The sequence below is a fragment of the Acidicapsa borealis genome (genome assembly GCF_059115245.1).
In genome coordinates, this window is the sequence record NZ_JCACNY010000001.1 from 1113683 (window position 1) to 1135632 (window position 21950).

Sequence of the window (21950 nt, forward strand, 5' to 3'; positions counted from 1 at the left end):
CCGCAATGCACAGCTACTCTCAGGCAGATGCATCCATCACGCAACGAAGCTGACCAACTCCAGAGGCATATCTTGAGTGACGAGAATCCATCCCAACCACTGGTAAGTGCAGTCATCCCGACCCGCAACCGGCCCGACCTCGTCTGCCGCGCTGTTCGCAGCGCCTTGACTCAGACCTACACAAATCTGGAAGTAGTCGTAGTCGTCGACGGCCCCGACCCAGCGACCGTAAAGGCACTCGAAGCCCTCAACGAACCCCGCCTCAGAATCGTCGCGCTTGAAGAAAACGTAGGCGGCAGCGAGGCACGCAACATCGGTGCCCGCGAAGCCAAAGGCGAATGGATTGCCCTCCTAGACGACGACGACGAATGGCTTCCGAAGAAAACCGAAAGACAAATTGGAATGATCCTTACGAGAGATAGGGACGTTGTATTCTCCGCAACTCGATACATCGATAAACACGCTGGTAGGTCATCCATCCAACCTAAGCTCTTTCCTGCTCCCCGACAGCACATAAGCGAATACCTGTTCTGCGAAATGGACTCGCTAGGTCGTCGTACAAGCTTTCTACAGACATCAACCTGGCTGGTTCGAACGGACTTCTTCCTTGCACATCCCTTCACTGCTGGTCTCAAAAGAAATCAGGACACCGACTGGCTCTTGCGATCTTTCCAAGAATGCGAAAACCACACAGCATATTTCCTCGAGGCTTCAGCGATCTTTTATCGCCAATCAGGCCTCTTACGAATCAGCACGTCACCTGATTGGCAGGAGACCCTTCGATGGGCGAAGGAGAACCGCTCTCTGTTTACTGATCGAGCTATGGCTTTCTTGCTGATGACTCAATGCGCGCGCAATGCTAACAGGCAGGGTGCTGGCTTCGGCACCCTCTTCTCTCTCTCGGGTCAAATAGAAAAATCAGTAAAGAGGTCTCCAACGCTCGTCTTATGCTTCGGAATTGCCTTACTTCATCAAGCAGCACTTTCTCTCTGTCATCATTGGAACTGGGCCGGACGAAGAGAGGGTCAGACAAACGAAAACTAGGATTACTGAATAGGTAATACATATGAGATTCAACATGTGGTATTAAAGGTTCGATCTCGAAAGGTGAGGAATATCATGATTCAACGTGGTATCTTAAGCTTGGCGTTTGGCGGCCACCGTTATATCGAGATGGCGAAAACACTAGCACGTTCTCTACGGCTACACGCTCCTCAAATACCGATTGCCCTGGTAACCGATTCTTTAGACTCGGAACTCAAAATTCTATTTTCCGAAATAATTGCACTGGAACCCGCCTATGGAAAAAACGTTAGACAGAAAGTTCACCTCGATTGTTATTCACCATTCTACGAGACTTTGTATATAGATAGCGACTGTATAGCTTTGGGAAACTTGGCGTCGATCTGGTCCGCTTTTCAGGGACAAGACTTTGCAGTCGTGGGGCACAAGATTTTGAAGAGGGGCGACATTGATCCGTTCCTGGATGTGAGGTTCATTCTAGATACTTTTCAGCTCAATGGACTTCCCAAGTTCAATGGGGGAATCTACTATTTCACGAAATCGCCCAAAGCTCTTGAAGTTTTCACTGAAGCGCGTCGTCTCTTAGAAAATAGTGTTGAATTCCGATTCAGAGATTTTCGTCAGGACGGCCCTAATGATGAATCCATCTTTTCAGTCGCCATGGCGCTCAACGGCTTTGGACCGACACCTATACGCGAGGGAGGCATGTGGACGCCGATCGGGTGTAAGGGGCGTATTCATTTGAACGTGCTCTTTGGCTCGTGCAGCTTTATGAAGTACGGCCAGGTGGTGACACCAGAGATCATCCATTTTGCGGGTGACTGGGCACGCTGTTATGAATATCGTAAAGCTGCAGAGCAACTAAGACTATTGCAACTCCGCGCGACTATCTCCAAGATGAAAGCACTGAGTCTTTACCTTCGATGTGCACCGGAACGAATTAGAGTTACTGCTAAGGAGCACCTAATCTTCATGCGGGACCGGTTGCGATCGGACGATATGTTTCTCGGAAGACCAAGACGCTTCATGAAGAAGATTTTAGGGATCTGAGTGGTGAGGATAGTCGGTGAGGTAGTTCCCAGTATAGTATTCCCTCCTGACTTAGGCAGGTGAAGTCATGTTTGAAAGTGAGCTAAGAATGACAGCTGCTAACCAAGAATCTGTCACCGCAACAACCTTAGGATGTGTGCCGTCCAGCATTTCTAGTCGTTACGTTCCGAGTCGGCATCGCAAGACGGCCGCAACGCTCATAGAACAACCTATAGTTAGTTCCCCGCTCATACGCCACATCAATACTTGGGTACTCTGTGCCATTCTCCTTGTTCTTGCCTCGACCTACGGATTCTCGTTCGAGCACGGTGGCCAAAATACTATGGTCGGAGCAGCACAAAGCAGTGTCACTGCAAAAGATTCGGATGATTCAACCGGCATAAAATTTCAAAAGATTGTGATATACCTTGTATCTTTCTCTTTGATGCTCCCACTATCGAAGCAAATTGGAGATCAGTTTGGTCGGAACATGATCATTGTGGCATTACTTGTTTGGGCGATGGCATCCTGTTTTTGGTCACAAGATCCGATGGTTACATTCAGAAATTCCATACTGATGACGTTAGATGTCGCAATGGCATTCTATTTGTTCACACGTTTTTCGAAAAACGATCTGCTGATAGTGCTTATCTTCGTTGGGAGTATCGCGGCTTTTTCCAGTGTAATACTCGTTATCGCTCTTCCGCAGTATGGGCTTATGGGCCGAGACGCGAATTATGCTTGGGGAGCTTGGCAAGGCATATTCGGGCACAAAAACATTTGTGGAAGGATGATGACGCTTCTTCTCTTACCAATTTTCTTTGTGAAACTGAACAGCCGTTCAGCGAGGTTTTATAGTTTTTTATACGCTATAACTCTTCTGCTTATCATAGGAATGACCCAGTCTGCTGGTTCTTGGGTTCTATGCCTTGCGTGTCTTGCGTTCATTGCAGCCATGCGTCTTTCAATTAGACTCAAGCCCCTCGATGCTCTAACCTTACGTACAGCTTCTTCTGGAGTAGCGCTAGCAGCGTTCATTGCTGTGGCCATCAATTTCGAAGCAATCTTGATGGCAATTGGGAAAGACCCGACAATGACCGGTCGCACCATAATTTGGTCTACTCTAATGGATTCAGCATTGAAGCATCCGCTTCTTGGCTACGGTTATGCGGCATTTTGGCAAGGCCTTCACGGCGAATCAGTTAACGTAATTGTACGATTGCACTCGCCAGGATTGGGGTATGCCGAAAATGGAGTCATAGAACTGTGGCTTGAATTGGGAGCGGTCGCTCTCGTCATGTATGGTTGGGTCTTTTTCAGCGCTGTTAGGGATGCGGTCTATTGCTTTCGAAAAGACCCTTCCAAGCAGATCATGTGGTACATGTCTATCCTATTTTATGTCGCATTCACCAATCTCTGGGCCGGCAACCTGATGACGCAGTCGAACTTGGAATGCATCCTCCCGTTTGTAGCGTTCGTGGGATTGAAGTCCGAAGCACGTCGACTTCGAGGGGTGCAGTCTCTATGACGGGGGTTCAAGCAGAAATTGCAAGGTTGCGCTCTAGTGTCTTAGCTCGGAACTTTGGCTGGATGCTAGCTGGGCAGGGGACTGGAGTAACACTCCAGGTGATCTATTTTGTGGTCTTAGCGAGGTTGCTAGGTGCTTCAGAATATGGCATCTTCGTAGGCGCTTTTGCTTTTACAGGCCTGGTGATGCAGTATGCCGCGCTGGGTTCAGGCATGCTGTTGGTTCGATATGTTTCAGGGGATCGCAGTTCTTTTCCGGCATACTGGGGCAATATCCTCATGTCCACTGTCGTTATGAGTAGCGTCCTCATTGGTGGCCTGTGCATTGTTGCTCCGCGGCTATTGAATTCATCCAGCGCTTCACTGGTTCTCCTCGCGGCGATCTCGAATTGCCTTTGCGCCCCTTTGACGGAACAGACAGCACGTGTCTTTCAGACGTTTGAACGGATGCGTGTGACGATGGTCCTGAATCTGCTGACAAACATGATTCGTACTCTGACAGTTGTCGGGATGTTCTTCACACTGCATAGAGCTACGGCATGGCAGTGGGCAGTCGCTTCAACGGTCGTCTCTACTTTGGCGACTGTTATCGCGATTGGCACCGTCACCGCGTCCTACGGTAGGCCTCACTTTTCACTTCATCTGTTTCGAAGGAGGGCGATTGAAGGATTCGGCTACTCTTTCGCCTCGTCAACGATGTCTGTATACAACGACGTGGACAAAACGATGCTTAGCCACTACGGCATGAATGAAGCAAACGGTATTTATTCCATGGCGTACAGAGTAGTGGACATGGCGACGATTCCGATCTTCGCGCTCCGAGAAGCTGTCTTGCCGCGCTTTTTCAAACACGGCCGTGATGGAATTGGAGAAGCCTCCATTTTGTCCTTTCGCCTACTGACGCGAGTTTTGCCCTTTAGCCTTTTCGTCGCACTGGCCCTCTTTCTGGCAGCACCGTTGATTCCTCGTTTTGCTGGTGCTGGGTTCGCTGAGAGTGTCACCGCATTACGTTATCTTTGCCTGATCCCAGTTTTTAGGTCTGTACATATCATGATTGGCAGTGTGCTGACAGGTGCTGGGTTGCAACATAGGCGAACCATTGCTCAGGTAAGCGCCGCAGTGCTCAATATTGGAATCAATCTTTGGGCTATCCCGCGGTTTGGCTGGGTGGGGGCAGCATGGGCAAGCTTAATCACAGATGGGATGCTTTGCGTGTTCACCTGGGGCATCTTACAGGTAATCTCATCTACATCTTCTCCTCTTGATCGCAAACGAGAACAGAATGCTTAGAGGCTTAAAGGTGATAGCACGGATTTCACTGAGAATGCTCCGTGAAGTTGACCTGCACACGCGTATGTTGGTTCTTCGCTTCAGGAATCATTTTGGACGCTACTCTGTCACGGCAGATGGCGGCCCTGTCGTTTCGATGACTAGCTACGGTAGTCGGATCGAACGAGTATACCTTGCCATTGAATCGATCGGTTGGGGACAAGTGCTCCCGTCGCGAATCATTCTTTGGCTTGACGATAGCAAGGCGCTGAATGATCCGCCGCTGACCCTACGGAGGCTGCAGGCCCGCGGGCTGGAGATAAAGCCGTGTGTGAATCTAGGTCCCCATAAGAAGTATTACCCATATCTTGAATCTCTCGCGGAGTTTGCCGATCCTCTGGTGACGGCAGACGACGATGTTCTCTATCCGAGGTATTGGCTAAAGGAGCTAGCCGAGGCGTTCCGGCTATTTCCAAACGTCGTCCACTGTCACCGAGCGCGTTTTGTGGGATTTCGCCATGACAATATCGCCAAGTATGAAAACTGGCAGTTTGTTAATTCAACAAATCCGAGCTTTAGACACTTTGCTATCGGGGTTGGGGGGGTACTCTATCCCCCATCCCTGCAGAAAGAGTTGAAGAGGGAAGGCACTGCCTTTAAGGACTGCTGCCCAAAAGCAGATGATGTCTGGCTTCACCTCCAAGCCATACGCGCTGGATTCAAAGTTCGTCAGATCCGCAAAAAGGCGTTTCGTCTGCTGGATATTCCCGGGACTCAGGTTAGCGCTCTACATCTTCGTAATCTGGGAGGCGGCGAGAATGATCCTCAAATTGTGGCTACATATCGCCCTACAGATATCGTCAGTCTCCGCGAGTGCCAATAAATCCACGAGTTGAGATTCAAGGGGCGAGTTCTGAAACAAGCTTTCAAAATGAAATGGGCGAGGACGGCCAATATATCATTGTGCTTTCTCATTGGATTGGGGTATCCCACGTGTATTGCAGCCAATCCGCCGCTAGCCGAAGAAATGAGAGTAGTTAGCGAAGTTGTGAGTGCTGAGACCACTGCCGATCTTCTCAATGCCCTCGACTTGACGCGCCCTGAGCTAGCTTCTGTTGCAATCGCGTGGAAAGGTCACAATGCAGTTGGGACTCAGAAAGGACTTGCCCAGTATTTCCGTACACGCGTCTCGACTGGCTGGAAGACAGAAGAAGCGCCTCATCTTTCACCCCAGAACCTAGCAGTTGCCGACGGGGCAGTTAGAGGAAAGCTACAGGGCGGTCTTGTTCCGCTTATCTACTCCTTTCCTAACGGGGAGATAGATTGGCATTTCAATGCCAGCGATCATACTTCCGGAGTTGCTCATAACGACGAATGGCAATGGCAACTCAACCGGATGTCTTTTTGGAGTGACCTGGCGCTCGCCTATACCGCGACCGGAGACGAGCGATACGCCCAAACGTTTGTACGGGAATTACGGTCCTGGATCGTGCAGTGTCCCGTTCCTTCCCACACAGACAACGCGCCTGGATCACCATGGAGAACTATCGAGGCTGGGATTCGTTCTGGCGGTTCCTGGATTGACGCATTTTATGCCTTTCGTCATTCCCCGGCAATGTCCGACGATGATCTGCTCGTCTTCGTCCAAGCTTTTCTGGAGCACGGCAGGTATTTACGGAGCTACCATACGCGCTTGAATTGGCTGACAATGGAGATGAGTGGGCTCTATGCAGTCGGGGCGGTCTTCCCGGAGTTTAAGGAAGCTTCATCATGGAGAAGCTTCGCGGCAACCACTCTGGCTGAAGAGGGACAAGAACAATTTCTCCCCGATGGAGCCCAATTAGAGCTTTCAACGGGGTATCAGAATGTAGCTCTGGACAACATTCTAAAGATTGCGGAGATTGCGCGTTGGACTGGCAATTCAGCCGAACTTCCCGCTGGATACCTAGCGCCAATGCAAAAGGGCTACGAGTGGCAGGCGGCCATTGTTGCGCCCGACAGGTATTTGCCAAAGATCAACGATTCATGGCCAACTTACCTTCCGGGAATCTTAAGAAAGGCCTCCACCATCTTCCCGAACCAACCTGTCTTTCAGTGGTTTGTCACCAATGGGCTAAGAGGAACGCCACCAGCATTCAAGTCTGTTTTCCTGAACCGTTCTGGATTGGCTGCGATGCGCTCCGGCTGGGATACTGATGCCAACTATCTTCTGTTTCGCGTCGGGCCATTGGGAATGGGGCATCAGCATCAAGATTCACTCGGGTTGACCGTGTGGGCTTATGGACGTGAGTTGATCTTCAATGGTGGTGGGGGAAGCTACGAAAAGAGCAAATGGCGACAGTGGGCCACTTCCGCCTTCGCGCACAATACGTTGGTCGTGGACGATATGGCGCAAACCAAACGCTTGAGCAAGGATGATCCATTTCACGACCCAAATGCTGTAAGTCAAGCCCCCATCGACGCCCATTGGCACACCAATGCAGCCTTCGATTGTGCGACGGGTGTCTATGCCGACGGCTATGGTCCATCGCATAGGAAGATCGCTTCGCAACGGCGCGACGTATTGTTCCTGAAGCCGAACATTTATGTCGTTGCAGACCGCGTCAATCCAAATGATTCCGTTGCCCACGAGTTTCAGACACGTTGGCAGATTCTGACAACGCATAGCAGAATAGACCCTTCTACCCAAACCCTGGTGACAGTGGATCCTGGGGTCCCAAACATTTCGGTGGTACCCCTGTTAGTTGATCATCTGAGGGTACGCTCAGTGTCCGGACAGGAAGAGCCAGAAATTCTGGGTTGGAATTTCCGAAAAGACGCTGTTCCGGAACTTGTGCCTGCAACTACGCTACTTCAGACGCTTACAGGTTCAGGAACCCATGTCATGATTACGATGTTCGTTCCGCTGCGAGCTGGTGAGGCCAATCCTGTTCAGAGAGTAGAACCGGGCAAAGATGGAGTGTCCGCAACGGCGGTATTCAACGATGGGCGACGTTTGTTTATCTCATGTGCGGGAGCCATTGGAATTTTAGCCAGTGAGACCCTCCCCAACGGCAAGTTGAGTCGTTCCGTTCAAGGCGACATCTGGTAATGTCCGATTCTGTGGACAAATGCATCTCCCATAACTGTCGCTCCCAGGTTAGCCGGCTAGAACTGGGAATGGCTTGTACGCCTAATCCTTAGCTCCAAACTGGTTGTACTACCCTAAAACCTGCTTTGCTGCATTCTCAGTTTGCCTTCGAAAGGGAACCTCGCACATGGACTCGTCGACGATCGATGTTCGGTCTGTTCCAGAGCAGATTGCCGAACTTTCGGCAGCCCACCCCCAACGCATCGCCTTGAATCTCAACGGTCGGTCCCTGACTTATGCAGATCTCAGCTTTCGGGCAGAGCGCTTCGCCGCATATCTGATCCAGCTTGGTGTCGCATCTGGCGATACAGTAGCCATCTGCTTGGAGCGATCCTTCGACTGGATCATAGCTGCTCTCGGCTCCATGCGCGCCGGCGCGGCGTATGTGCCGTTGGATCCCGCATGGCCGGATGCGCGCTTGGAGTATGCCGTCAGAGACTCCGGCGCAACCGTTCTCGTTGCCCGCGAGGCACTGCTCAATCGTCTTCAGGTTGAGGCTCGCGGCATCGATCCATTCCGTGACGCCAAATCGATCGCTCTCGCCGAACAGAGCTTGCGCAGGCCCGTATCGTCGGAACAGCTTGCCTACGTCATCTACACCTCAGGCTCGAGCGGAAACCCCAAAGGGGTTGAGATTGAGCATGCGAGTTTGATGAACCTCATCGTATGGCATGGCTCTGCCTTCAGAGTCGTCCCCGAGGATCGCGTGAGCCATCTGCTCGGACTTGGATTCGATGCCAGCGTCCTGGAAATCTGGCCCCATCTTTGCGCGGGTGCCACGCTATGTTTCATTGACGAAGATGTTCGATCCTCTCCCGAGTTAACCCGGGACTGGATGGTCCGCGAGCGCGTCACCATCGGCATCGTTCCCGCGGTGCTCGGCGCGCATCTGATTACCATGCAGTGGCCGCTGGAAACGGCTCTGCGTCTGCTCATCGTCGGTGGAGACGCACTGCCGTCCGGACCACCCGCCCATCTACCCTTCCAGGTTGTCAACGAATATGGACCGACAGAATGTACGGTCGTCTCCACGTACGCAGTCCTCGAGCCAGGCTTGGCTGGCATACCGCCAATCGGTCGCGCGATCACGGGCGCTGTCGTTCACCTGCTCGACGAGTATGGGCAATCGGTCCCCGATGGTCTGGTGGGAGAAATCTACATTGGCGGTAACGTCGTCGGGCGCGGCTACCGCAATCTTCCTGATCTCACCGAGCGCACTTTTCTCCCGGATCCTTTCTCATCGGCCCCTGCGGCTCGCATGTACCGCACGGGCGACCGCGGCTTGAGAAGGCCCGACGGACAATTGGAATTTTGCGGTCGCCTCGATCGCCAGACGAAGATACGCGGACACCGAATCGAACTCGACGAAATCGGAAACGTCCTCATGCAGCATCCATCCGTAGCCTTCGCGGCGGCTGTCGCCACCCAATCGAACCTGGGCGAAACCCAGCTCGTTGCGCACCTGCTCATGCGGCCAGAGACTCACCTTCCCACTCCAGCAGAGCTTCAACGGCATATGCAAGCCAGCCTGCCGGACTATATGGTCCCCGCTGTCTTTGTGCGAATGCAGGCTCTCCCGATATCTCCGAATGGAAAGCTAGATCTCAACTTGCTCCCGGCGCCTGCAGAAGCAAACCTGCTCGAGAGAACAACGCCGGAGAGAACGACGGCTAATACGTTCGCCTCGCCCATCGAGGAAAAGCTGCTCGCCATTGTCCGCGAACTGCTTCGCAAAGACAACATCGCTGTAGGTGACGATTTCTTCCTTGCAGGTGGACACTCCCTACTCGGGACGCAGCTTGTCCTGAGAATCCAGCAGTCTTTTGGTATTGACCTTGCACTGCGGCAACTCTTTGATGCTGCAACCGTCGAAAGTCTCGCTGTTGTTGTAGAAAAGATACTCATTGAAGCCGTAGACTCAATGAGCGACGAAGAAGCCGAACAGCAATTCGTGGGATAGGGTGAGATGCAAATTTCAGAGTCAGGTGCATCTGCCGAGGCGAATAGCGAACGATTCACGCTTCTCCGGATGGCCGATCCGCAAGTACTGGCACGCCCTCATGTCTTCTACCGCGCGTTGCGAGAGTACGAGCCAGTGCACTGGGATCCATACATGCATGCGTGGGTTGTCACTGGCTATCGCGAAGTAATGACCGTGCTGACCGGTTATTCCTCCGAAAGGACACCATCTGCGGAGCATCTCAGCCGCCTCGGGCTCTCTTTTCTTGAGCCCTTTGCCGAGACGATGCGGCAGCAGATGCTATTCATGGACGGCGCCGGACATGCTCGCCTGCGCGCGCTCTGTTCTTTCGCCTTCAGCCCTCGCAAGGTGGAGGAGCTTCGGCAGGCCATCCAGTCAGTCGCCGACGATCTGCTCGATCGTGTGATTCCTGTCGGAGCCATGGACATCCTCGCCGATCTCGCCATCCCGTTGCCCGCTATCATGACTGCGAAATTGATGGGCCTTCCGGAAGAAGATCACACTCAATTGAGCGTATGGGTCAACGATATTGCTGAATTGCACGGGAATTTCCAGCATCATCCGGATCGCATCGTCGAGATTCTGCGCAGCCTTCAAGAGATGAAGACCTATCTCGCCGCCCGCATGCTGGCTCTGCGCGACCGACCGAACCAGGGCCTCATCTACTCCCTGATGACGGCAGAGATCGATGGGCAAAGGCTCACCGAAGAAGAAGTAATCGCCAGTGCCCTTGTGATGATCATCGGCGGTCATGAGACAACCACAAACCTTATAGCCAGCGGCTTCTTCACCCTCCTGCGTAACCCCGAGGCTCTCGAACAGCTTCGCCGCCGCCCGCAGATCGTTGCCAGCGCCGTCGAGGAGTTGCTGCGTTACGAGTCGCCCGTACAACACACCGCTCGCATCGCGCCAGACGACGCGCAACTCGGAGGAAAATCCCTCCGCAAAGGTGCTAAAGTCGTGGCAGTCCTTGCCGCCGCAAACCGCGATCCTAGCCGCTTTCCCGATCCGGATCGCCTCGATCTGCTTCGTCCCGACAATCGTCATCTGGCTTTCGGTTGGGGAGCCCATTTCTGCTTCGGTGCCTTCATGGCCCGCACTGAAACCCAGATCGCCCTCAGCACCATCGTGCGGCGCCTCGCTAACCCTTTCATTAGCGGCAGTCCACTGCAATGGCGACAGAACGCCGGCCTGCGCGGTCTCATCAGCCTTCCCATCTCCTTCGAACCGCAAACTGGACTCGCCTAAACAGTTGTCGCTTCAGATCCCAGGCCGCCGGTTCTTCACTCGGTTGGCGCTCCTCAGGCTTCACGCGTTTGTCCCTGCAGTGCAATTTCTCCCACTTCACTCTCCCTGGCCCATACACTGGAAACATCACCCTCAGTTGTACGAACATGTCGATACGCCCCGTCGAGAAACGGCGGCAGAATTTGGGTGGAAAGCGAAGGACGCATGGCAGTGTCTCAGGCTGGCGCGGCAACGGGGGAAGCCGACAAGACGCTGAGCCTCGTTCGCTTGATGGATCCGAACGTCCTAGCTGATCCCCACACCCTTTATCGAACACTGCGTGAGCTTGACCCAGTCCGCTGGGATCCCTACATTCGCGCCTGGGTCGTCACTGGGTACGCCGAAGCAGTGCAGGTGCTCATGACCTGCTCTGCAGACCGCACTGTTTCACCCGACTACTTGGAGCAACTCGGACTCTCGTTCATGAAGCCGTTCTCCGAGATCATGCGGCAGCAGATCATGTTCATGGACGGGGCAAATCACGCCCGCTTGAGAGGACTCTGCATGGCTGCATTCTCCCCGCGAAGGGTTGAACAACTGCGAGCCGACATTGCTATTGTTGCCGATGAATTGCTAGATCACACCGCCGCCGCAGGAACGATGGACCTGATCGCTGACTTCGCATCTCCGCTTCCTGCCATCCTCTCCGCAAAACTGCTCGGAGTTCCAGTTGAGGATCATCGCCTCCTTCACGCCTGGGTTCTCGACCTCGCCGAGATTCTCGGAAACTATCAGCATCACCCTAATCGTGTCGCTCAGGGCATGCAAAGCCTGCTTAACCTGAAAGGATATCTCCTACAGCACATCGACCAGCAGCGCAGCCAACCCGGGCAGGGCCTGCTTTCCGCCCTCCTACAGGCCGACCTCGACGGACAGAGCCTAACCGACGACGAAGTCATCGCCAACACCATCCTCATCCTCATCGGCGGCCATGAAACAACCACCAGCTTGATTGCCGGCGGATTCCTCACTCTATTGCAGAGCACCGACCACTACGACCAACTCCGCACCCATCCGGAGATCATCGCCACCGCAGTCGAAGAACTCCTCCGCTTCGAATCTCCTTCACAGAGCACCGCTCGCGTCGCCCCGGCGGACATGGAACTGGGCGGAAAACAAATCAAGAAAGGTGCACGGATCGTCGCAGGACTTGCAGCAGCCAATCGCGATCCAAGACGATTCCCCGATGCCGAGCATCTCGACCTTTTGCGTTCCGACAATCGGCATCTGGCCTTCGGCTGGGCGGCTCATTTCTGCTTCGGCGCACCGTTGGCGCGCATGGAATGTCAGATAGCCCTCAACAAACTCCTCGCGCGTCTCCCAAATCCCAGACTGCTCGAAGAAAAGCTTCAGTGGCGCAGCAACGCAGGTTTTCGTAGTCTCACCTCGCTAAGAATCAGCTTCGATTCCCATCTCACCCCGGTGCAACAATGAGACTCCCTGGCGACAATAGCAATGAAGTGATAGGAGAAGATCGTAAGGCGAGTTTGTCTGAGGTCAAGCGGCGCCTCCTCGAACAGCGCATGCGCGGCGTGGCGAAGGAGACCGAACCGGCCATTCAAGCCCGCACTCCCGGCATGAGCATCCCGCTGTCGGCCGAACAGCGCCGCATCTGGCTGCATGCCCTCGAACAGCCCGATCTGCCGGTCTATAACGAATCCGTTACCCTTCTTAAGTACGGCTCATTGAACCATCTCATCCTCGAAGCCGCCTTCCACGAATTTCTCTTGAGGCATGAGGCCTGGCGCACAAGCTTCTCTTCTCAGGGGGAGCAGATCGTTCACGACAACGCGCCTCTCTCTCTGCCGTTGATCGATCTCACTCATCTGGCGCCCACCGAACGGGAAGAGCAAGCACTCATCATCGCCAACAGGGATGCTCGCGCTCCTCTCGCCATCGACGGCTTCCCGCTGTTCCGGGCAACCCTGGTCCGACTGGCGCCAGACGAGCACCGCATCTTCCTCACTTTCCATCACATCATCTTCGATGGCGTTTCGAACGAGCGCATTTTCATTCCCGAACTGGTTGCCATCTACACCGCACTGGAGAACGGCCAACCCGTGACGCTCCCTTCGCCAGCCATTCAGTACGGCGACTACTCCATCTGGCGTGAAAAACATGTCGAGTCGCCTGCCGTCAGACGTCACCTGGCCTGGTGGCGTGACAACCTTTCCGGTCAACTTCCAACCCTCCGTCTTCCTGAAGACCATCCCCGGTCCGCGTCGACAGATCACCGCGGCGCCATGGAACGCATCCGCATTCCAGCGCCTCTCGCCCGAAGCCTCCGTCAACTCAGTCGCGACCACGGAGCCACCCTCTACATGACGCTGCTGGCCGCTTTCAATGTCTTGCTCTTCCGCTACACCGGGCAAAATGACTTCATTGTAGGAAGTGCCACCGACGCCAGGAGACGTCCTGAACTTGAGAGCGTGATCGGCTACTTTCTGGATACGTTTGCCTTGCGCACCTCTCCCAACGCGGAGTGTTCCTTCTCCGAGTACCTGTCCCTCGTGCGAGACTCCGTATTAGCCGCGCTTGCGGTCGCCGATGCGCCCTTCGATCACATCGTGAAGGAGCTCAGGCCAGAGCGTGAGCCTGGACGCCACCCCGTCTTCCAGGTCTTTTTCACCATGCGCCCGGTACTCCCGCCCCCCATCGGAGAGTGGTCCCTCGTCCCGTCTGACGCTACCACCGGTACGACCAAATTCGACCTGCATTTGGAGGTCGGCGATCTTCAAAGCGAGATCGACGCGCGCTTTTTCTTCCGCACCGATATCTGGGAAGTAGCGACCATCCACAGATTCGCTTCGAATTGGCTCGTGCTGCTGCAATCGATCTGTCGTAATCCCCAAAGTACGCTCTCCGATCTCACCATTCTTACGACCCAGGAGAGCGGTCAGTTGCTTGGACCCCGCGGCTGGAACGATACATCCCATTCACTCCCGCGGGCGACCCTGAACCATCTGTTCGAAGATCAGGTTAGTCGAGCGCCTCATCACATCGCAGCCACCTTTGCCGGCGAAAGCTGGACCTATGCGCAACTCAACTCCCGTGTTGAAGTGGATGCTGCACGCCTCCGCGCCGCCGGCGTCGTAAAGCGATCGATCGTTGCCATCTTCCTCGATCGCTCCCTAGAGATGCTCGCTGCCCTTCTCGCAGCCAGCAAAGTGAGAGCTGCCTATCTTCCGCTCGATCTGCAAACATCCCCCGAGCGCCTCGCGCTCCTGCTGGCAGATGCCCAGCCCGCCGTCGTCGTCACCCAACAGTCTCTGCGGCACCAGATCGGCTCAGCCTCGTGCCCCGTCGTGCTGGTCGACAACGATAGACAACATCTGACTGAGGTCGGCCCAACAGCACAAGGGGCGGCTACATCGCCCGTTGAATGTGAACCGGAAGATACCGCGTATCTCATCTACACATCTGGAACAACCGGCGAACCCAAGGCTGTTGAAATATCGCAGCAAAGTCTCGTCAATCTGCTGATCTCCATGCAGACGGCTCCCGGATTTACTCCCGAAGATGTGCTCCTCGCCGTCACGCCCATCTCGTTCGACATCGCCGCGCTGGAGCTGTTTCTGCCTCTAATCAGTGGGGGAACCGTAGTTATTGCGAGCCGTCAGGAAGCCCAGGATCCATACCTGCTCGCGCAGGCAATCCGCAACTCGTGCTGCACCGTGATGCAGACCACTCCCGCAAGATGGCGCGCATTGTTGCTCTCCGGGTGGAAGAATGTTTTGCAAGACCCCGCCCAAGCCAAATCGGCCACGTCCACGGTCCGGCGCATCCTTTGCGGTGGCGAGCCGTTAACGCGCGAACTCGCCAACCTCCTTCTGGCCACAGGCGCCGAGTTGTGGAACATGTACGGACCAACAGAAACGACGATCTGGTCCCTCATCCACCGCGTTCTTCCGGACCTCCCAGGGGAAGCTTCTCAGATTCCTGTCGGCTTGCCGATCGCTAATACCACTGCTTTCATTTTGGACGCGCAACGGCAGCCTCTACCCATCGGTGTTCCAGGAGAACTGTTCCTGGGCGGAACCGGGCTCGCCAAAGGATATCGAAACCAACCGGAGAGGACAGCCGACCGCTTCTCTGTGGTCGAGTCCGTAGGAGGTCTGCGCGTCTATCGCACAGGTGATCACGCGGTGCGCCGGCCGGATGGATCGATCGAAATTTTAGGCCGGACGGACAATCAGGTGAAGATACGAGGCCACCGCGTCGAACTCGAAGCCGTCGAAGCTGCTGCCTTGCGCCATCCGCGCGTCGTCGCAGCCGCCACCCGCGCCTGGCCTGAGCCCTCCGGGAACCTGCGACTCGCGCTCTACATCGTCCCCGCCCATCAAGCCCCCGCTCTATCCCTCCCTGAGATGCGCTCCTTTCTGCGCAGCACCCTCCCCGACCCGATGCTCCCCTCAGACCTGATCCCACTTGAGACGATCCCCTTAACACCGCACGGCAAGATTGACCGCGCCCGCCTGCCTGAACCCGTTTCCCCACGAGCCGCCCTGGTCGACCGGAGACCCGGATCCAGCGCAGAACTCCGTCTCGCAGCCATCTGGTCGGAGTTGCTGGGACGCGGTCCAGTCGGCCTCGATGACAACTTCTTTGACCTCGGTGGACACTCGTTCCTCGTCGCAGCCCTTCAACAGCGCATCGCCGGCGAGTTCAAACTACAGATTCCGGTAGCCGAGTTACTGCACTGGCCAACCATACGGGAGCAGGCCGCTATGATGCAGCCTGGCGGCAAACCCGCCCTGCCACCCGGCGTCATCGCCCTGCAGCCGGCCGGTCCCCGCGACACCATCTTCTGGATGCACTCCATCAATCGAAATCTGGCCGAGGCCCTCGGCGACGATCAGCCCTTCCTCGCTCTCGTCCTCACCCCTGAAGACGTCGCCTCACTAGGCAACTCGCCCAGGCTCGAAGACATCGCCGATCGCCATCGACGCAAAATTATCGCCACTCAGCCCGAAGGACCATACACCCTCGGCGGATTTTGCGCGCACGGCATTCTCGCCTATGAAATCGCCTCCCAACTCCGGGCTGCGGGACACGAGGTGTCACTGGTGATCCTGCTCGACTCGTACAATCCTTCACGGATCCGGCCACGCAACTCCCTATCACTCAAGTGCAATTACCTCCGCTACGGAATCAGCAGACTGGCCCGAATAGGCAGGCAGTCTCGCCTCGTCCACCTCCGTATTCGGTGGCACTTGCTGCGAAAATACGTGGCTAGGACGATGTCCGGCAGGACCGCTCTTCGAAGCGCTTATGAGATGGTAGAAGCCGCAGCATCCCGCTACCGCCCCGAAACCTACGACGGGAAAGTCCTTCTCGTTCTGGCCTCCGACCGCCCACCCGATGTCGAGCCCCTCCCCGGATGGCAGGCAGTAGTACCGAGCCGCTTGTGCTGGCAATACGTCGACGGCCACCACTCCGAGCTGTTGAGAGCGCCATCCGTTGGTGGTGTGGCCGGAGCCATTCGCCTCCACCTCGATTCGCACAGCTCCGGGACTTCGCATTCCTACCGCACCGAAGCCACACCACCAACCATCGCCGGCCGACGGGATGAGCGCGACGACGCCTTGACCTTCAGCGAAGGATGGCGCTGAAGAAGCTAAAGAGATGCGGTCGAACGGGACAAACGGATCCGCCTTAAACCACCGCGCTGCGGGAGTCCGCGAACGGACCGCGTAGCAGAGCAGCAACATAGAAGAGCAACCAGCGGGAGAAGCCAGATCACCCGAGCCTGATATCGATCATCCACGCCTGACAGGCACCCGCAAACCCCAGCATTCACCACGATGCCAACAAGAATCCAAACGATCGTCCCCCGGCATGCCGATCGCGCCTTATCCACTCCTCGAACTCCAAATACCACCGCCAGGAGAACAAGCAAACTGATGAGCGTGGAGACATAGACTGCTGCCGAAAGAATGCTCTCATGCAGTGTTCCGAGGTAAGCCCCGGCTTGACCGTACCTGCCGCAACGCGCCGGGAGGAAGTGAGCCATCTATTGCCTTGATTCTGAGCCGATAACTGAAGTCGCTCATACCGAACTTCGCCAACTGCCCGGCAAAGTTGCGCACTGCAGATAGACCGACACCCATCGGATCGTATTCGAAAACCGCAACCGCGAATCGCAGTTCCTCACGGCTGATTTGCTTGCGTCGTTCATAATCAGCCGGATCGTACACGCTGTGGCCGGGCGTCTCACCGAACAGAAAATCTGTTTCGATCATGGGAAACTTCGAAACGTCCTCGCACAATCCGAAACCACTCCCAGGGCATGTGGCGCGAAGATAATCCGTTCCCGGCCCATCGGCTACCAATCGCGCCGACACGAACGGCAAGCGAAGAGCCGGAACGTGGGTCGCGCGTTGCACTCCGTAAGCCACAATACCCTGGCCAGCCATCGCCACCGCGAGCGAGATCAGTATCGCCGTCGGCCCTTCCCAGCCACTGAAGGATCGCCGGAATCCCATCGCAGCCAACGCAATCCCCAGCATGCCTATCGATACGGCGATGCAGGAGTCATGAAAAAGCATCGCCGTAGCCAGTAATCCGCAAAGCAATCCGTAGTCACGCACCTCCAACTTCCGCGGAGATGCAAGCAGGAGAGCACACGTCAGGATCGCAATCCCTGCGAACATGTCCGGCATAAGAAAGCTGGAAAAGAAGGGCAGGTCGGAAAAGACACACAAGGCCAGGGCGATCAGAGGCAAATGTGGCCAGAGCGGTAGTCCAAAGGCCCGCACCGCAAGGGCAGTCGCCAACAGGGCCGCAGCTGCCTGGAGCAATACCGTGAACCAGAACCCCCCAGTATAGGCGCCCAGGTACAGAAGCAAGCCATAGTAGGGTGAACGGCCCAGCACTACACCCTTCCTGGACATGTCACTGACGCTTCGCATGAATGGCCCATTTGCCGGTCTGGCCTCCACCTTCTCGGGTGCAGTCCATTCGGTCGCCAATCCTGTCCATCGATACAAGGCAGCATCCGCCGATCGGACATATGTTCGAGTGTCATAGTAATAAAAGGGACTGCGGTTCCATAGGGCAGGCCAGACCAACGCTGTGAATGTGCCCAACAGTGCCGCGACATACAGCGGGATTCGCCTCGCTTGCACTCACCCTCCACTTCTAGGTTGAAGTGAATCAGTAGCACTGATAAAGAAGACTCATGGCATGAGCGCAGGACTCACTTACGCAATATAAGTCTTCGCCTTATTTTGAATGGAGTAACTACGTTATTACACAGTAGAGAAGATGAGAGATCAAGAGATATCTGCAATATTCCGATGAGACAATTGTGAAAAGTTGTCAATCAATTTTGAGCGCTGGAATCCTTGTTACTGCGCGCCATGCATCGCCCTGAAGTTTCAAGCGGTAGCTCACTGCGATGCCGGGTGTCTAATACAATCGATCTAAATTCTCGATCTGATACAATCGCAATCCCGCCAACCCCTCAGATCCCTCCGGAAGGCGAGTCTACCTTCCGAAGGGCAGATCGGAAATATCCGCCATACTACTTCGTAAAGACTATCAGCGCCGCACTGGTGATCGGCATCGGAATTGAAAATACCCCGCCGGCAACATCTACCGACTCGATTTCTTCCGTACCCTGAATAACACCATCCGTGCTCCCGTCGAACGTCTGCCCCGCAAACGTCAACCCGGAAGTGGACTTGTAGCTGGGTGCCGTCAGGCGATAGACCTGCGCGTGACTGTATCCGCTCAGCGAAACATTCACAGTACCGGTTGACTTTTCGTCCTTGTTGATGATCGCAACTCGAGGTGTTCCCGAAGCATCGACCGTCGCCCACGCCTTCACATTTGCCTTCGTGTCCAGGGTCGTAGCCAGCAGATGAGCACCATTCCCCGTAGCCTCCTGGAAAAACAAGAGCCCATAGTAGAGTGGACGAACAGAAGATAGCGAATAGGTATTGGTGTTCCCAGATGCTCGGATTTTGAAATAAAACAGTCCGTAAGGACCGCCATTGCCCGAATGCCAGTTCACTCCGTCCACACCAACATTGGCGTATTCAAACATCGTATCGATTGACCAGAGGGCCGATTCAAATGCATCACTAATCCCAGCCTCTCCACCGTTATAGAGAGAATTTATCTCTCCCATTCGAAATGACAGTCCGGCGCCATGCGTTTCGGTGACGGCCTTCGTAACTGCCTGTGGACCCATCGTTGCCGACTTTGGATCGAGTAGGATATCGGGGGGATTTTCCTCTTTGCCATTCGCTACATAAAAATGGGTACTGAACACGCCCAAAGCGGAGCCCTCTGCCGAGAGATACGAAGGGGCATCCTTTAGCATCCCTGTGCTTGCCCAGGAAGGACCCATCAGCTTCGTGTCTGAATGGAGTAACGGCAAGATATTTTCCTTCCAGAGATTGAAGTCGGCCACATAATTCTGATACGTATACGGAGCAGTCCGCATTCCGTTATCGCCGTAAATGTCCGGCTCGTTTCCAATTTCGATCGCATCGAGAGAGTCAGGCGGCATCTGGTTTACGAACGCTGTCGCCTGGCGAACAGCAAGATGCACATCATTCGATCCCAGGTTCACCCCAAGATCAAAACGCTCCCCCTGCGACGCGGCAAGTTCTGCGAATGGAAGCGCCGTCGTTGCTGTCGGCTCACCTGTATGGTCCGTCGTATTGCCCCCAATTCGCAGAACAATCGGTCCCGACCCGTACTTCTTCAGATTGGACAAAAGCTGACGGTAAATCGTGTCGACACCGACGGTCGAATCGCCCATCATCGTCTGTGCTGTACCCCACTCATGCGAAAGCCCCATAAACGTAGGCGAGATCGCCAGTCCAGGACTGCTCCCAACCGTCACCGTAGCCATGGCGGAAGGGGCAACCCCATTTCCGCTTAACTGCACCGACACTTGAGCCGCCGCCGAAGAGTTGCTCGTGATACTCAATTGCCCCATTGCGGGCGCGATGGATGTCGGATCAAACCCCACTTCCAGCGAAGTTGTCTGCCCAGGATTCAACGTGATCGGCAGCGTCGCCCCAAGTAGCTTGAACCCGACACCCGACACCGTCGCACCACTGATGCGAAGCGGTGCCGTGCCCGTTGAACTCAAAGCAATGCTCCGCGTCACCCCTTGCCCGTTCACAACGACATCTCCAAACGAAACAGATGTCGTGCCCACGGACAGCAATGGGACCACCGCGTTCAACTTCAGACTGAATTGCGTTGACGTGCCCCACTGGCTCGCCGTCAGAGTTACGGTCCGCGCCGTCGACACTGGAGACACCGCGGCTGAAAACGGGGCGCTCGTCTTATTGGCTGGGATCGTAACCATTGCAGGAACCGTCACTGCCGGATCGCTACTCGACAGTTTCACGCTCACAGCACTCATCACCGGCACAGACTTCACCTGAACCGTGCAGGTATTCGATGCGGACCCCGTAATAGCCCCGCTCTCGCAGGTCAACCCGCTGACCGTTGGAAGCACACCTTTTCCACTCAGTTGCAAAATAACAGCGCCCCCAGACGTAGCATTGGTGGATACGGTCAATTGGCCCGTCGTTGCCCCTGCGCTGGCAGGATGGAACTCCACAGTGAGCCTCACTTGCTGACCAAAGCGCAACCTGACCGGGAGCTTCGCTCCCAAAACACTGAAACCCGCGCCCCTCACCTGGGCAGCGATGATTGTGATCGGCTCCGTACCCGTTGCTGTCAGTGTCACAAACTCGGTCACAGTTGAGCCCACCGCGACATTAAGAAACGAGACTCCCGCCGGACTGAAACTCACTTTTCTTGTCGTACGCTGAGGAGTTCCGATAATGCGTGAAAATTCGGCGCTCGCGGCCTGCCCGGTCCTCTCTGCCGCCACCGCCCGCACCTCCCCCGCCATTACCATCGGGAAAAGACCGCACAGCACCACCATCAACCTTACTGACCATCTCCTGATCCGCCAGCATCGAGGCTGCCGAGGCGCAAGAAGAATACTTCGCCCCGATGCTTCAGCCTGCCGACGTACATCCCACGACTCCACCTCGGAACCGGTAATAATGTCTGCTGACAAAACGAACATATTGGTCACCCGTTTAGAAGATTGAGTCGACACCGACTCCTCCGCCGTCTTGATCCGGTGGATAATTGGTTCATCGGCGAGACCGTCGTATCTTTACCCGATGCTACTCGGAAATGTGTACTAAAGTTTTAAAAGGTAACTTTGTTATAGTTACTTAAGTTCAAGCAGTCAAGCGTTTTTACCCAGCTCATCTATCCAATCAGCGAATCGGGGCTCTGTTGTTCTATGAATCAGTCGCGGCATTGAAACGTCCGAGCCTCGAATGCGTTGATGAAGACCTTTGGTAACCTAGGCTAGGCGCCTCGCAACAACCTCGAGCCTGCAGCAACCCGCACCGCAGTCGGACATTACCCTTCCAAAAGCAGCTTCCGCAGCAAGCGTGAACCTATGTCAGGCCGCCGCCGACCTCCCCCACCCCGCCATCACCTACCAGGGCCTACCGGTCAAGACCACTTCAACCGGACACTCAACAGCGCTGATCTTGTGAAAGCACGACTGGACGCCAACTATGACTGCTTCGTCGCGTAGCTACCCAGCTTGCGATTGAAGGATGTCTGTGTCGCCGATAAGCTGGTACACGCCCACGGGAGACTTCTACGCGGAAAATAGACCTTACCTACGGCTGAACGCGTCAGGTG

The 21950-nt window shown here is 55.1% G+C and carries 12 protein-coding genes; 10 read left to right on the forward strand and 2 right to left on the reverse strand.

The features are described 5' to 3' along the window. The first annotated feature begins 72 nt into the window (after positions 1-72). The 10 genes from AC5S27_RS04590 (at position 73) to AC5S27_RS04635 (ending at position 16858) form a co-directional block, all read left to right on the forward strand. Positions 73-1044 carry a glycosyltransferase family 2 protein gene (locus AC5S27_RS04590; RefSeq protein ID WP_493933387.1) on the forward strand — a complete coding sequence of 324 codons (972 nt, stop codon included), beginning with the start codon at positions 73-75 and terminating at the stop codon, positions 1042-1044. 75 nt (positions 1045-1119) lie between these two features. Further along, on the forward strand, positions 1120-2073 hold the full coding sequence (locus AC5S27_RS04595) for a hypothetical protein (RefSeq protein WP_493933388.1): 954 nt from the start codon (positions 1120-1122) through the stop codon (positions 2071-2073). A 67-nt stretch (positions 2074-2140) separates the two neighbouring features. Next, positions 2141-3580 carry an O-antigen ligase family protein gene (locus tag AC5S27_RS04600; protein ID WP_493933389.1) on the forward strand — a complete coding sequence of 480 codons (1440 nt, stop codon included), beginning with the start codon at positions 2141-2143 and terminating at the stop codon, positions 3578-3580. Continuing rightward, complete coding sequence (locus AC5S27_RS04605; RefSeq protein ID WP_493933390.1) at positions 3577-4869, forward strand: flippase; 1293 nt, start codon at positions 3577-3579, stop codon at positions 4867-4869. Before AC5S27_RS04600 ends, AC5S27_RS04605 begins: the two co-directional genes overlap by 4 nt. A 34-nt stretch (positions 4870-4903) precedes the next feature. Beyond that, positions 4904-5731 carry a hypothetical protein gene (locus AC5S27_RS04610; protein ID WP_493933391.1) on the forward strand — a complete coding sequence of 276 codons (828 nt, stop codon included), beginning with the start codon at positions 4904-4906 and terminating at the stop codon, positions 5729-5731. Between the two features lie 165 nt (positions 5732-5896). Beyond that, positions 5897-7939 carry an alginate lyase family protein gene (locus AC5S27_RS04615; RefSeq protein ID WP_493933392.1) on the forward strand — a complete coding sequence of 681 codons (2043 nt, stop codon included), beginning with the start codon at positions 5897-5899 and terminating at the stop codon, positions 7937-7939. Between the two features lie 166 nt (positions 7940-8105). After that, positions 8106-9938: a non-ribosomal peptide synthetase gene (locus AC5S27_RS04620; protein ID WP_493933393.1), complete on the forward strand. Its 1833-nt coding sequence runs from the start codon at positions 8106-8108 to the stop codon at positions 9936-9938. Between the two features lie 6 nt (positions 9939-9944). Beyond that, on the forward strand, positions 9945-11207 hold the full coding sequence (locus AC5S27_RS04625) for a cytochrome P450 (protein ID WP_493933394.1): 1263 nt from the start codon (positions 9945-9947) through the stop codon (positions 11205-11207). Positions 11208-11411: 204 nt separating this feature from the next. Continuing rightward, positions 11412-12680, forward strand: a complete 1269-nt coding sequence (locus AC5S27_RS04630; RefSeq protein ID WP_493933395.1) for a cytochrome P450 — start codon at positions 11412-11414, stop codon at positions 12678-12680. Positions 12681-12733: 53 nt separating this feature from the next. Beyond that, on the forward strand, positions 12734-16858 hold the full coding sequence (locus tag AC5S27_RS04635; RefSeq protein ID WP_493933396.1) for a non-ribosomal peptide synthetase: 4125 nt from the start codon (positions 12734-12736) through the stop codon (positions 16856-16858). 330 nt (positions 16859-17188) lie between these two features. On the opposite strand, the gene AC5S27_RS04640 is transcribed toward AC5S27_RS04635, so the two are convergent. Next, positions 17189-18139 (reverse strand): hypothetical protein, encoded by a 951-nt coding sequence (locus tag AC5S27_RS04640; RefSeq protein ID WP_493933397.1) that lies wholly within the window; start codon positions 18137-18139, stop codon positions 17189-17191. Between the two features lie 632 nt (positions 18140-18771). Beyond that, positions 18772-21111: a glycosyl hydrolase family protein gene (locus tag AC5S27_RS04645; protein ID WP_493933398.1), complete on the reverse strand. Its 2340-nt coding sequence runs from the start codon at positions 21109-21111 to the stop codon at positions 18772-18774. Positions 21112-21950: the final 839 nt, after the last annotated feature.